Source organism: Corynebacterium belfantii (genome assembly GCF_041898185.1).
Lineage (GTDB): Bacteria > Actinomycetota > Actinomycetes > Mycobacteriales > Mycobacteriaceae > Corynebacterium > Corynebacterium belfantii.
On the sequence record NZ_CP157823.1, the window covers coordinates 1,003,415 to 1,016,427 of the forward strand.

Consider the following 13,013-nt stretch of genomic DNA (forward strand, 5'->3'; position numbering starts at 1 on the left):
TTTTTGTCTACCTGCCTAATTGTTGCAAAGCTATGTGAGAATTTACTGGAAAGCCACACCCTAAAGTGGGTAATTGTGACCTGCAAGGCAAAAAATCTAAAAGGTAACCTTGCAGACACTTTCCCTTGCTGTAGCTACACCCATGCGCACGTATCCGCTGATTAACGCGCACCCATGCCATACTGTTGTGCGTGGCTGTAGAAAAACCTCGCATTTACCAAGGCGCTCGGGACATCATTTTGTCGCTCGGCTCGATTTTGCTCATTGTTGCAGTGACCATCGGTTTTACTGGAATGTGCAGCTTCGATCGTGGGAATAAAGATAACGCCCCTATTCAACGCGTAGACGCTCGGACCTTCCTAGAAATGGAAGCAAGAGGGGCAGACTTCGCTGTGCGTTATCCAGGTGAAATTGACGGCTGGCAGGCGAACTCGGCCCGCCGCATGACTATCGCCAAAGCAAGCGCCCCAGTCGTGGGATGGGTTGTAAATAAGGACTCCTACGTTCAGCTTGTCCAAACGGGAGTCGATAAAGATGAAGCCATCAAGCGTTACGACGGCAACCTGCGCACCCGCTCCGGAGAGCATTCTCTAGGAGGAAAGGTAGTCGAGGAATATAGCTCTGAAGACAGGGACGTCCGTGATATTTGGGTCGTCGATCTAGGAGATGCACGTGTGATTGTCAGCGGTGCGGCTCCCCGTGAGGAATTCGATCGCGTCATCGCCAAAATGATTGAGGCGAGCCCACTACCTAGACCCGCCTCATAACAAGCGTTGGTTTTACTGTTCTTGGCCTTGGGGTGTCTCGCCCAAGGCTTTTTCTATGCGCTGTTGTGCCCCGTTGAGGTGTTCTTCGCATCTTTTAGCGAGGGCTTCGCCTCGTTCCCAGTATGCGAGTGATTCGTCGAGGCCCATTTGTCCTAGTTCAAGGATCCGGACGACTTCTACTAGCTCATCACGTGCTTGTTCGTAGGAGAGTTCTTCTACTGGTGCAAAGGCGTTGGTTCCAGTTCCTTGACCGATGATGTCATGTGGCATGAGCAGGTGCGTCTTTCTGTTGTATGTCTTAGTCTGCTGGGGTTGTTTGCATTGCGGCGGCGGTGATGGAGCCGTCGGCAACGCGGATGCGTAACTGGCTGCCAGGTGGCGACATTCCAATGGTTGTCACTACCTCGGGAGCGCTGTCATCTCGTGGCACGACTTGGACGACTGCGTAGCCTCGTGCCAATGTGGCCGAAGGTCCAAGGGCTGCGACTTGTTGGCGTAGCGACGCCACTGTGGCGCGTTCAGTACTGAGCATGTAACGCATATCGCGTCGGATAGAAGATATTGACCGAGCAATCTCCTCGCGATGCAGCGTGATAGCGCGGACGGGATCTGCAAGGGCTGGTCTACTGCGTACGGCGGCAAGTTGTTGGCGCTCTTTGTGGACCCAGCCGCGTAGCGCTGCGGCGCTACGGGAGCGAAGTTCGGCGATGAGCTGGCGTTCGGCAGCAACATCTGGAACAACCTTTTTGGCAGCGTCAGTTGGTGTTGCTGCGCGAAGATCGGCAACGTTATCTAAAATAGGACTGTCTGGTTCGTGGCCGATGGCAGAGACAACTGGTGTGTGCGCTGCAACAACGGCACGTTGGAGTGCTTCTTCAGAGAAGGGGAGTAGGTCTTCGACAGAGCCACCGCCACGGGCAATGATGATCACACCCACGCTAGGGTCGGCGTCGAGACGCTGCAGTGCTTCGATGATCTCTGGCACGGCACGTGCACCTTGCACCGCAGTATTGATCACGTTGAACTTCACTTCAGGCCATCTACTGTGAGCAACAGCCAGTACATCGCGTTCGGCGGCGGAGCCACGCCCTGTAATCAAACCGATGGTATGAGGTAAAAATGGCAGCGGCTTTTTTAATGCGGGATCGAAAAGTCCTTCGCTTGCGAGTTTTTGCCGTAATCTTTCGATACGAGCCAGTAGCTCACCAACGCCCACAGGGCGGATATCGGTAACCCACAACGAAAAAGAGCCACGGCCCTCATAAAACGCTGGCTTACCGTAAACCACTACGCGTTCGCCGTCTTGAAGCCGATTAGGCAACGAGTGCAGTAACGAGGTAGCGCATGTGAGCTGCACGCTGGCTTCAGCTTCAGGATCACGCAGGGTGATATAGGAAAACTTCCAGCTGGGTTTCATATTTAGCTGGGTTATTTGTCCTTCAACCCACAGATGACCCAATCGCTCGATCCAACTTTTTACCTTGGAATTAAGCTCACGAACAGGCCACGCACTTTCCGGTGCATTTGGTTGTGCAGCCAAACCTTAAACCCCCTTCTTCACGGCGAGCAACAAACTGTATTCAACAGGAACCAACACACAAGCATACGGCAGGAGGGAGCACTCAGTGGGACAGTAGTTTAAGCTGGTGTGCATGACTTCACCCGATCAGCTCACCGCTTCTGAGTCCGCTGACACCGCCTCTGCACACAAGCGTGTACTTGTCGCAGCCCCACGAGGCTACTGCGCCGGCGTGGATCGCGCTGTCGAAACCGTCGAAAAAGCCCTAGAAAAATATGGTGCACCCGTCTACGTGCGTAAAGAGATCGTCCACAATCGTTACGTAGTGGACACGCTCGCCGAACGCGGCGCCATCTTTGTCGATGAGACAACCGAAGCTCCAGAAGGTGCACACCTAGTATTTTCTGCCCACGGCGTCAGCCCCGCCGTACACAAAGAAGCAGGAGCATTGAGCTTGAAAACTCTTGACGCAACGTGTCCCTTGGTCACCAAAGTGCACAACGAGGTGAAACGGTTTGCACGCGACGGCTACCACATCCTCCTAGTCGGACACGAAGGCCATGAGGAAGTTGAAGGCACTGCAGGCGAAGCCCCCGACGTAACCCACCTTGTCGACGGAGTCGAAAGCGTGGACAAACTCCCCGAATTTCTTAACGACGAAAAACTCATCTGGCTTTCGCAAACCACGTTGTCCGTGGACGAAACCATGACGATCGTGAAAAAGCTACACGAGCGCTTCGCACACCTCCAAGACCCTCCTAGTGATGACATCTGCTACGCCACTCAAAACCGTCAAGTGGCAGTCAAAGCAATTGCTGCAGAATCGGATGTCGTCATCGTTGTCGGCTCCCAGAATTCCTCGAACTCCAAACGACTGGTTGAAGTGGCCCTACAAGCCGGTGCTGGCACGTCTTATCTGGTTGACTACGCCCACCAGATTGATGAGTCTTGGCTCGATGGCGCCACCACCGTGGGAGTGTCTTCAGGCGCTTCCGTGCCAGAGATCTTGGTGCGCGGAGTACTGGAATTCCTTGACGAGCGTGGCTTCCATGACGTTAAGGAGATCACTACTGCGGCAGAAAAGATCACCTTCGCCCTTCCTAGAGATTTGCGTCCTGCGCGCACATAGAGCGAAGCAAAAGGCGCCACGCATGGGATATGCGTGGCGCCTTTTGCGTTATAACTCTCGATTTTAACTGTATAAGTCGTCGTCGAAAGTGCGAGTTCTATGAATTTCGTGATCTGGATTTACTAGGCGACGAGTCAAGTCCCGCTCGGTGGCCTCCCGCTGAGCTGCAGTACGTGTAGGCCTTGGCGCAAACGACTTGGCACCGGTTTGTTGCTGTTCTTGCCTACGCCGCATCAGCTCTTCAACAGTCACACTGTTATCGCGGCGCGATCGGCTGCTGGCCCGAGTGCGCTGCGGTTTGCTGGATCGTTGCGCCTGGGTGCGAGCCTTCGACGCGGCCGTGTAATTCCGACGATCAGTCTCGCTTTGAGCACGTCGAGTGCGCTCCGCGATAGTGGTAACGCGCTTGTATTTGCGTTTGAGAAGCGACACACGAAGATAAGCAATCAGTCCCGCACCGATGGTCGTTGCCGCTAGGAGGGGGAAATGCTCTGTAATGGGATAAACAGTAGTAATAAGCTGCGTTGTGCTAAAAGGCGCGCCTTCAGCTGCTGAGCTTTTTACAATGAGCCATGCTGTAGCAAGAATTCCTACACCGAAAAATAGCGGCAGGCTTGCCACGAGTAGGAAGAGACCACTGGGAAGGGTAAGGAGTGCTGTAAACAGTGAGAATGCGACAAAGATCGTGAGAAAAGGCCAGCCGATGCTGCCGGTTGCTTGAGAAATCAGCAGCCCAGTGACCATCGCGGCTGTCATGAGAACAAGAGAGGACCACAAAGAGATGCCAAAGAATTGGTCGTTGGCATAGGTGGTGTGTGCCTGGCTGTGGCGTTTATGTTCTGTCTTGTTCTGCACGGATGTTTATCCTACTCAAGGGGATCTGTGGTTGGGAACTTTGGCCTAGGGGTGTGTCCTAAAAATCAGGGCTTGTGGAACAGATGTGTTAGGTCGCTGATTTTCGCTTTTATCCCTTGGACAACAAGGGGGTGATCAACATCTGGCTGCGTGTCTGATTCTCTAGGAGGGGGAGAGGCTTGTTGTTCTTGGGATTTTAGTTTCGCTGCGATTAGTTCTTGGTTTTTCTGTTCGCCGAATTTTCCGGTGATGGAGCCTGCTCGAGTAACAAATTTGATGTCGTCGGCGGTTTTTTCGCCAGCTCGTAGTGCTGTCATGTCTTGGAGGTAGCGGAATAAGACGGCGATCATGGCTGCGGTGGGGACTGCGAGGAAGGCTCCGACGATGCCAAAGAGGCTGCCACCGAGGGTCACGGAGACCAAGACGACCACGGGGTGCAGGTTCATGGCGCGAGATTGCAGGATGGGGGAAAGCACATTGCCTTCGAGTTGTTGGACTGCGAGCACGATGATGAGTGTGATCACGGCTTTGGTAAGGCCTAAGGACACGAGTGCTACGAGGACGGCTAGAGTTCCTGCGACAAAGGCTCCGACGATGGGGATGAATCCGGCGATGAAGGTGAGCACTGCGAGTGCGAGTGCCATGGGGACGCCTAGGAGGAGGAGTCCGCCGCCGATCGCGATGGCGTCGACAAGCGAAACGAGGGCTTGGGCGCGCACGAATCCGCATAGGGTGATCCACGATCGTGTGAGGAGCTCCGTGAGGTGCCAGCCTGCACGCTTTCCGACGATCCCACGTCCCCAGGGCAGGAATTTTTCGCCGTCTTTGAGAAAGAAGAAGGTTAAGACGAGAACCACACCGAGGGTAACGAGGACGGATGTTGCCACTCCTAGTCCGGAGAAGATTTCACCAGCGATGGTGCCGCTTTTACTTTGGAACCATCCGGCGGCGGCATTGATGCGGTCGTTCAGCTCTTCAGAATCGAGGCTAAGTGGTGGTCCTTGCAACCACAGTTGGATCTTTTGGATTCCTTCGAATGCTTGAAAATACAGGGTTTGAGATTGCCGTCCTACATCTGGGGCGATAATCCAGATGAGGAACCCAAAGAATCCAAAGCTGGCCAAAATGCTTATTAGCGCGGCGATGCCGCTGGGGATGCCTTTGCGACGCATCCAAATTGTTGGCGGCCACAGCACGGTGCAGACGATCAGTGCGAGAATGACCGGCAGTACTCCGCGCCACACCTGCTTGAGTAGATACCAAGTAGCAAATGCGGTGGCTGCAATGATGAGAATGCGGATACACCATGTGGAGAGAACTTTAACGCCGTGCGCTATGACTTCCGAGCGGTCGATGTGGGCATGGTCGTCGTGAGGAGACATGGCCTCAAAGACATCAGTTGCCTCGGTAAAAGATCCGGCATGTTCGGCGCGTGGTGTCACGCGATCTGGTGCGGATTCTTCTGGGGTGGGAATGTCGGAAGTCACAGTAATTATTGTGCCTCATCACATGGGTTAGCGTGGAGAGCAATGCCCAATGATGGGATGGCTTTTTCTATGCCATCCCCCGTGGGTGCTAAGAGGTGTGTTCTTGAGCGATCAGTACATCGTCAGTGGCGAAGTCGTGTTCGCCGAGGATTCCTGAGGTTTCATCGGGATGTTTGATCAGGGTGATTAAGGCGAGAGCGAGTCCGCCCCAGATAACGATGATGAATAAGAGCATCATCAGGATAGCTGCGGTCGACATTAGTGCAGTTCCTCCTTGCTGTATTGCTCGATCGCAAAGCCCGCGATACGACGTTTCCCGTGTTTTCCGTGATCATATTTTTGCGGCTTACTAGGAGTGCGCTCATTTTCTGTTTCGACGCCGAAATCGGACCCCGGTGGGCCGTCGATAGGCGTGTTACGAGGCCAGCCGATCATCGACATAACGATGGAGCTTGCAACAATAAAGCCAATAATGCCCCAACCAAACCATGCAACTTGAGTGCTGATGTATCCGCCATAGGGTTCAGAAATCAGGCTGGCTAGTTCTTGGAAGAGGGTAAAGCCGAGAACCAGTGTGGTCACATTGACCACGCAGATACGCCAGAGCGTGCCGACGCGGAAAGACGACACCATATTCAGATGCAAGGAGAATTCATCGACTCGACGCAAGATCCAGTCGATAATCACAATGCTGATGAGTGCGATGGCGACAATGCCAACATTGTTGGTGAACTTATCCATGATGTCCAAGGTGGCAAGGCCTGACGTAGTCGCAAACAAGACGATGGACAAACACGCCATGAGGATGCCCACGGTTACTGCCGTTGCTTTCCTTGACAAGTTCGTTTTATCTCGAAAGCCAGAAACCACAACCTCTAGGAGGGAGAATAGGGAGGTAAAACCAGCCACAGTAAGCGAGCCGAAGAACAAGATCCCAAACACGGCTCCGAAAGGCATCTGATTAATAATGGTGGGGAACGCGACGAAAGCAAGACCGATTCCGGATGTTGCTACCTCGTTGACGGCAACATTTTGTTGAGTTGCCATGAAACCCAAGGTGGCAAAGACGCCGATTCCTGCGAGAACTTCGAAAGAAGAGTTAGCAAAGGCCGTCACTAGACCGGTGCCGGTGAGATTGGAACGTGGCTTGAGGTAGGAGGAGTAGGTGAGCATGATGCCGAATCCCACGGAGAGTGAGAAGAAGATCTGACCGTAGGCTGCTACCCAAACTGTGGGGTCTTTAAGAGCTTCCCAATGCGGAGCGAAAAACGCGTTGAGGCCCGTGGCAGCGCCGTCGAGGAAGAGTGCGCGAATCACCACGATGATAAACAGCACGGTGAGGACGGGCATGAAGATTTTGGACACTTGGCCGATGCCGGCGTCTACTCCCATGGCAAGGACGATGATTGCTGCGATCCATACCAAGGCAAGGGCAATGGTGATGGGGCCTACGAAGTCAGTGGAGAAGGTTGCCGTTTCGTCGAAATGGAGGAAGTCACCAAAGAAGTACGCGTTGGGATCATCGCCCCATGCCTGGTTAATGGACTTTACGGTATAAAGCGCTGCCCACGCGATGATCGCGGCATAGTAGATGGTGATAAAGAAAACGATACCGAGCTGGATCCAGCCGCCGACTTCTGCCCACCGCTTGATACGTCGAAACGCAAGTGGCGCAGAGCCGCGGTAGCGGTGGCCGATAGCAAAATCGAGGAACAGCAGCGGGATTCCGGCGGTGAGAAGCGCGATGAGGTAAGGCAATAGGAAGGCTCCGCCACCGTTTTGGTAGGCCACATAGGGGAATCGCCAAATATTGCCCAAGCCAACAGCCGAGCCGATGGCAGCGAGAATAAAGACCCAGCGTGAGGAAAACGTCTCACGGCGCTGGCCTTGCTCACGTGAGCTTGTCATGAGCGTACCTTTCGTACAAACACCCAGACGCAAAGTGCGCGGGGCGAAGGAATACAAAACGACCCTCTCTTTTCCGTGGGGAATCATTGCGGCTGAAAAGGTGGTGCGGCCGAAGTGTCTAGGAGAGGATAAATAAGGTATGCCCTATGGATGAGGGAACCTTGAGGGGAAATGAGGTGTATTAAAGATAACACCTTTTGTCCCGTTGTGTGAGATTTTTCAAGATAAAAATCCCATTTTTGCAGGAGTAGGTGTTCAGCGCTGCGACGCTTCTGTGATAGCTCCCCCTGATGTACGTGCACAGCGCTGGTGGTGAGCCATTTTTGCTGGCTGCTTGCTAGGATGATCGTTCGTGAGCCTTACACTTGGAATCGTCGGCCTGCCCAATGTTGGCAAGTCCACGCTATTTAATGCCCTTACCCGCAACGACGTTCTGGCGGCGAACTATCCCTTCGCAACCATCGAGCCCAACGTTGGTCTTGTCGAGCTTCCGGATGCTCGCCTGAACCGTCTCGCAGAGATCTTCCAATCGGAGCGCATCTTGCCAGCTACGGTGTCCTTCGTTGACATTGCCGGCATTGTCAAAGGTGCATCCGAGGGTGAAGGCATGGGCAACGCCTTCCTAGCGAATATTCGCGAGGCAGACGCCATTTGCCAGGTAGTTCGTGCCTTTGCTGACGACAACGTGATCCACGTTGATGGTCGAGTAGACCCCAGCTCAGATATCTCAGTGATCAACACCGAGCTGATCTTGGCGGATCTACAAACAGTAGAAAAAGCGCTTCCTCGTCTTGAAAAAGAAGCCCGCAAGAACAAAGATCTGGCTGAAACCGTCGAAGCAACCAAGAAGGCACAAGCCATTCTTGAAGACGACCGCACCTTATTTGCAGCATCCAAAAACGGCGAGATCGATCTCGCCCTGATCCGCGAACTACACCTCATGACGGCTAAGCCATTCCTCTACGTTTTCAACTCCGACGAAGAGGTGCTCACTGACGACGCCCGCAAGCAGCAATTGCGCGACCTAGTAGCACCAGCCGAGGCAGTGTTCCTCGATGCAAAGACTGAGACAGAGCTCCTCGAACTCGATGAGGACGAAGCACTCGAACTCCTAGAGTCCGTCGGACAAACCGAACCTGGTCTTGCCACGTTGGCAAAAGCCGGCTTTGCCACCTTGGGACTTCAGACTTACCTCACCGCAGGTCCTAAAGAATCGCGCGCATGGACGATCAAGCAGGGATCTTTGGCACCTCAAGCCGCTGGAGTTATCCACACTGACTTTGAAAAGAAATTCATCAAGGCCGAAATTGTCTCCTTTGATGATCTCGATGCTGCTGGTTCCATTGCTGAAGCCAAGGCTCAGGGCAAAATGCGTATGGAAGGCAAAGACTACGTCATGCACGACGGCGATGTGTGTGACTTTAAGATCGGCGGCTAGCTGCCAAAGCTATTAAAAACCGCGCCCCTCCTAGAGACGAAGGGGCGCGGTTTAGCTGTGTTGAAGGGGATCTGGTTAGTGCTTCTTTTTGTGGAAAGGCGCGATGATGGCTACCACAATAAATCCCAAAATCAGGCCGAAGATCAGCGATCCCACTGTTTCTGTTGTCCAAGCCACTGCGCCACCTAGGTGTTCCACGAAATGGACCAAGTGGTGGATTACATCGTGGGGTGCATGCCACAGGTTGAGTGAATCTAATCCGCCGATAACAATGTGGCCACCGACCCATAGCATGGCGAGCATACCGATGAAAGAAATAGCGTTAAGAACCACAGGCATTGCCTTGACAAGTTCGGCGCCGAAGGCGCGGGCAGTACCGGAGTCTTTGCGCTGATAGAAAAGTCCTATATCGTCAAGCTTGACTAGGAGAGCGACGGCTCCGTACACCACAGCCGTAATAAAAATGCCGACCGCAACAAGTACGGCCGCTTCCATCCAGATGGTTTGGTCTGCGACTTCATTAAGCGAGATCACCATGATTTCTGCAGAAAGAATTAAGTCGGTGGTAATTGCGCCTCGTACCAAGATGTTTTCGTCTTTTGCACCGGCTTCTTCTTCGCTGGAATGTTGTTTTCCAGTCACCATCTCCCCGACTTTTTCGGCGCCTTCGAAACACAAGAATGCGCCGCCCAGCATCAAAATAGGGGTGAGAGCCCACGGGGCAACCGCGTTGAGTAGGAGGGCGATCGGCAAGATGATGCACAGTTTGTTTACCAACGAGCCTTTGGCAATGCGCCAAATGATGGGGAGTTCTCGGGCGGGGGTAACGCCACGAACGTATTGCGGGGTTACGGCTGTGTCATCGACAACTACGCCTGCTGCTTTGGCGCTGGTTTTTGCTGCTGCGGCGGCAACATCGTCAACGCTTGCTGATGCCGTTCGTGCAATTAATGCAACATCGTCTAAAAGGGCTGCTAAGCCACCGGCCATGGGAAACCTCAATTTCGCTTTGTGACATGGTCAACTTTTCCTCCTAGTCTACGTCGCAGGACTGCTCTATTGTCGGTGGCATGCATATTGTGATCGTTGGTGCCGGCGCAGTCGGCGGGTTTTTCGGTGGTTTGTTGCACGAGTCGGGCACGAAGGTCGCTTTTGCTGCCCGTGGGGAATCGTTTGAGGTGTTGTAACGTTGAGGGATGAGGCTTTACGACGCCTCCGGAGTGCGAGACATTCGCGTTCCGGTGGTAGAAGATCTCAGCCAAGTTCCTAATGCTGACGTGGTGATTTTGGCAACTAAAACTCTTGACAGCGTGGATTTGCACAAAGAATTGCCAGCTCATGCTGTGTTAGTGATCACGCAGAACTCTGTGGAAATGCCTCACATAGCAATCGAAGCCTATGGAGCTGATCGAGTCATACCGGGTGTGGTGCGCAGTTTTTTTAACCAAGCGTGGACCAGCCGAAGCGGAGTTCTCTGGGGGAATTTTCACGTTTACCTTCGGGTGCATGAGTGAGGCGACACGTGGGATCGTCGATAAGCTGGCGCAAGTCTTAGATCGAGCCGGAATCGAACCGGTGGTGTACCCGGCGATCATGACCGATACTTGGTTCAAAGCGATGTTTGTTACCTGCTTTGGTGCCCTAGGTGCGCTCGTCAACCAACCGTTGGGCGTTGTGCGAACAACGTACCGTGACGATTTTAAAGCTTTGATCAACGAGGTTGTCACAGCCGGCCAAGCCCATGGTGTGGACTTTCCAGAAGAAGTGGCCGATCGCGTATTAGCTTTTGCTGACGCGCAGCCTAAAGGGGCGACTAGCTCCTATGCAGCGAGATCTAGCCGATGGTCTTCCTAGTGAGCTCGATGCTCAAGTTGGTGCGGTCGTGCGAATGGCGCAGCGTGTAGGCGCAGATGCTCGCCTCCATCACCTAGTGAGCAACGTACTTTTCATAAGCACAGCGCTTGAGTATGCTTTAAGCGCACAATTTTTATAAATCACGGGTGCTGGACGGCATACGTTTGCCACAAAGCTGAGACAGGGCGAGAAGACGTGCACGCCCTGAACCGTTGAACCTGATCCGGGTAATACCGGCGATAGGAAGAATAATGAACCGATCGAAGAATTCTTGGCGTGTCATTGACATCGTGATCGCCTCCGTCATTGCTATTGCCACTGGCTTGCTGTTTTGGGTATGGAACACCATCGGATACGCCTGGTATTCGGCGGCCGACGCTTTCACACCTGGGTTTGGCGGCATCGCTGTTGGAATCTGGCTGATCGGCGGTGTGTTGGGTGGACTTATCATTCGTAAACCCTTTGCTGCGATCTACGTAGAACTCATCGCCGCTTGTGTTTCCGCAGGCATTGGTAATCAGTGGGGAATTGAAACGATTTACTCAGGTTTAGCACAAGGTTTCGGCGCTGAGCTCGTGTTCGCGTTCTTCCTCTATCGACGCTTCGGGCTAGTCGTAGCAGCGCTTTCTGGTGTCGGCGCAGCCGTCGGTGCCTTCGTCCTCGAACTGTTCACCTCCGGAAATCTTGCTAAATCCGCTGTCTTTAACCTGATCTACCTAGGAAGCATGGCTATTTCCGGTGCTGTTCTAGCTGGCGTCCTTGGCTACCTCCTAGTCAAAGCACTGGCACAAACTGGCGCGCTTGATCGCTTTGCTGCTGGTAGGCAAGCCCGAGCACTTGTCTAGTCTAGGAATCCTAGCTATCTGATATTTCTCGTACACCAAAAACCTGCGGCCGCTGTGACTACCACAGTGGCCGCAAGCCATATATCGGGGTGAGTGAGCTCAACAGCCATCGCCGCGCCAAACAACGGAGCCCGTTGCGCGATCGCCAACACGGTAGCTGCAGCAACCAATGCCATGACCGCGTGCGGAGCGCCAAAAAGAACAGCAACGCACACTCCGGCTGCCGCCCCAACAGCAAGTGATGGTGTCAGTACACCGCCCACAGCGCCTGCGCGAATGCACACAAGCGTTGCCATCATTTTGGCGAGGAGAAGTGCACAGGCCGTTAAGGCGGTGATATCAGTACCGAAGGCGACATCAAGCACGAGCTGACCGTTGCCATGAACCGCAGGAAACCATGTTCCCACCGCATACGTGATCACAAGCGCTAGTGGGAGAGTAATCACAAGCCAAGGGCCGGTATAGCAGCGCTGCAGCTGGGTGACTGCCAGACGACGCCACATCACAGCAACCACTGTGGCAACAATTGTCACGACTAGGAGGGGGAGGAGATCATTGACTCCTAACGCTTCGTGAGGAAATTCATACAAAGGCGCTGGAACTACCGGCGATGCGACTGTAGTGGCAATGGCGCACACTGCGATGGTGGTACCTATCGTGGCGCGGTCGCGTCGAACGGGGAGGAGTTCAAGGACGAAGAAGATTCCGGTGATGGGAACGTGGTACATGGCTGCAAGTCCTGCGCCAGCTGCGGCGGCGAGGAGCCGAACACGACGATGGCGGTCGGTGTCGTTGCGGGCGGGGGCGATGCGTTCTGCAAGGGCTGCGGCTAGTTGTCGAGGTGCTTGTTCTTTACCCAGTGAGGCTCCTGCGGTGACGATGAGCAGTTGTAGGAGGGCGTCGGCAAGCGTGCGCCACAAGGGTAAGGGCGTATCGGTGGATAGTGCTGCAGTGACGGTGACGATGGGGCCACGTCGGCGTAGTGCCCACCAGCATGTTCCTGCTAGTGCTCCTACTCCTAAGCTGATGAGTGCCATGGTGGTGTGGGTGAGGTGTGCGAGCTGGTGTTCTGCGGTGTGAAGAAGGAGTGTGGTGAGGATTCCGACGAGTCCTGTGGCAACACCGACGATGCTTATGCCGGCGATTTCTTTGATGATGGTGTTCCTACTCACCTTTTTAGAATGACACATGGGCGCGTTGCGACTACGATC

The 13,013-nt window shown here is 53.9% G+C and carries 12 protein-coding genes, 1 pseudogene and 1 riboswitch; of the genes and pseudogenes, 5 read left to right on the top strand and 8 right to left on the bottom strand.

Features of this window, described 5'->3' with window-relative positions; all coding sequences use genetic code 11:
* Window positions 1-191: 191 nt before the first annotated feature.
* Window positions 192-767 (top strand): DUF4245 domain-containing protein, encoded by a 576-nt coding sequence (locus ABMV07_RS05220; RefSeq protein ID WP_088266685.1) that lies wholly within the window; start codon window positions 192-194, stop codon window positions 765-767.
* A 12-nt stretch (window positions 768-779) separates the two neighbouring features.
* On the opposite strand, the gene ABMV07_RS05225 is transcribed toward ABMV07_RS05220, so the two are convergent.
* Together ABMV07_RS05225 and xseA are read right to left on the bottom strand one after the other, a co-directional pair.
* Window positions 780-1,037 (bottom strand): exodeoxyribonuclease VII small subunit, encoded by a 258-nt coding sequence (locus ABMV07_RS05225; protein ID WP_088266686.1) that lies wholly within the window; start codon window positions 1,035-1,037, stop codon window positions 780-782.
* Between the two features lie 28 nt (window positions 1,038-1,065).
* A complete protein-coding gene (xseA, locus tag ABMV07_RS05230; RefSeq protein ID WP_374064955.1) occupies window positions 1,066-2,307 on the bottom strand; it encodes an exodeoxyribonuclease VII large subunit in 1,242 nt (413 codons plus the stop codon).
* A 112-nt stretch (window positions 2,308-2,419) separates the two neighbouring features.
* Between xseA and ABMV07_RS05235 the strand changes: the two genes are divergently transcribed.
* Window positions 2,420-3,415 carry a 4-hydroxy-3-methylbut-2-enyl diphosphate reductase gene (locus ABMV07_RS05235; protein WP_088266688.1) on the top strand — a complete coding sequence of 332 codons (996 nt, stop codon included), beginning with the start codon at window positions 2,420-2,422 and terminating at the stop codon, window positions 3,413-3,415.
* 63 nt (window positions 3,416-3,478) lie between these two features.
* Here ABMV07_RS05235 and ABMV07_RS05240 read toward each other — a convergent pair whose 3' ends face one another.
* From ABMV07_RS05240 to ABMV07_RS05255, 4 genes are all read right to left on the bottom strand, one after another.
* A complete protein-coding gene (locus tag ABMV07_RS05240; RefSeq protein ID WP_374064956.1) occupies window positions 3,479-4,270 on the bottom strand; it encodes a DUF6542 domain-containing protein in 792 nt (263 codons plus the stop codon).
* Between the two features lie 65 nt (window positions 4,271-4,335).
* Complete coding sequence (locus ABMV07_RS05245; RefSeq protein WP_088266690.1) at window positions 4,336-5,757, bottom strand: AI-2E family transporter; 1,422 nt, start codon at window positions 5,755-5,757, stop codon at window positions 4,336-4,338.
* A gap of 88 nt (window positions 5,758-5,845) precedes the next feature.
* Window positions 5,846-6,016: a methionine/alanine import NSS transporter subunit MetS gene (metS, locus tag ABMV07_RS05250; protein ID WP_003850879.1), complete on the bottom strand. Its 171-nt coding sequence runs from the start codon at window positions 6,014-6,016 to the stop codon at window positions 5,846-5,848.
* Entirely contained in the window at window positions 6,016-7,665 is a 1,650-nt protein-coding gene (locus ABMV07_RS05255) for a sodium-dependent transporter (RefSeq protein WP_374064957.1), read from the bottom strand. Before ABMV07_RS05255 ends, metS begins: the two co-directional genes overlap by 1 nt.
* 352 nt (window positions 7,666-8,017) lie before the next feature.
* Between ABMV07_RS05255 and ychF the strand changes: the two genes are divergently transcribed.
* A complete protein-coding gene (gene ychF, locus ABMV07_RS05260; protein WP_088266692.1) occupies window positions 8,018-9,103 on the top strand; it encodes a redox-regulated ATPase YchF in 1,086 nt (361 codons plus the stop codon).
* 75 nt (window positions 9,104-9,178) lie between these two features.
* Here the strand turns inward: ychF and ABMV07_RS05265 are convergent, their stop codons facing one another.
* Entirely contained in the window at window positions 9,179-10,093 is a 915-nt protein-coding gene (locus ABMV07_RS05265) for a DUF808 domain-containing protein (RefSeq protein WP_088266693.1), read from the bottom strand.
* Window positions 10,094-10,173: 80 nt separating this feature from the next.
* Here ABMV07_RS05265 and ABMV07_RS05270 point away from each other — a divergent pair.
* Both ABMV07_RS05270 and ABMV07_RS05275 read left to right on the top strand, forming a co-directional pair.
* Window positions 10,174-11,068, top strand: a pseudogene (locus ABMV07_RS05270) (2-dehydropantoate 2-reductase).
* Between the two features lie 21 nt (window positions 11,069-11,089).
* Window positions 11,090-11,220, top strand: a riboswitch (TPP riboswitch).
* Window positions 11,209-11,802, top strand: a complete 594-nt coding sequence (locus ABMV07_RS05275) for an ECF transporter S component (RefSeq protein WP_374064958.1) — start codon at window positions 11,209-11,211, stop codon at window positions 11,800-11,802. Its footprint overlaps the riboswitch before it by 12 nt.
* A 14-nt stretch (window positions 11,803-11,816) precedes the next feature.
* Here ABMV07_RS05275 and ABMV07_RS05280 read toward each other — a convergent pair whose 3' ends face one another.
* Window positions 11,817-12,992, bottom strand: coding sequence for a chloride channel protein (locus ABMV07_RS05280; RefSeq protein WP_197689672.1), 1,176 nt, complete (start codon window positions 12,990-12,992; stop codon window positions 11,817-11,819).
* Window positions 12,993-13,013 lie beyond the last annotated feature (21 nt).

Coding starts and splice junctions, on each gene's coding strand:
- ABMV07_RS05225 (WP_088266686.1), bottom strand. CDS start 1,037: ATGCCACATGACATCATCGGTCAAGGAACTGGAACCAACGCCTTTGCA.
- ABMV07_RS05275 (WP_374064958.1), top strand. CDS start 11,209: ATGAACCGATCGAAGAATTCTTGGCGTGTCATTGACATCGTGATCGCC.
- ABMV07_RS05280 (WP_197689672.1), bottom strand. CDS start 12,992: ATGTGTCATTCTAAAAAGGTGAGTAGGAACACCATCATCAAAGAAATC.
- ABMV07_RS05235 (WP_088266688.1), top strand. CDS start 2,420: ATGACTTCACCCGATCAGCTCACCGCTTCTGAGTCCGCTGACACCGCC.
- metS (WP_003850879.1), bottom strand. CDS start 6,016: ATGTCGACCGCAGCTATCCTGATGATGCTCTTATTCATCATCGTTATC.
- ABMV07_RS05255 (WP_374064957.1), bottom strand. CDS start 7,665: ATGACAAGCTCACGTGAGCAAGGCCAGCGCCGTGAGACGTTTTCCTCA.
- ABMV07_RS05265 (WP_088266693.1), bottom strand. CDS start 10,093: ATGGCCGGTGGCTTAGCAGCCCTTTTAGACGATGTTGCATTAATTGCA.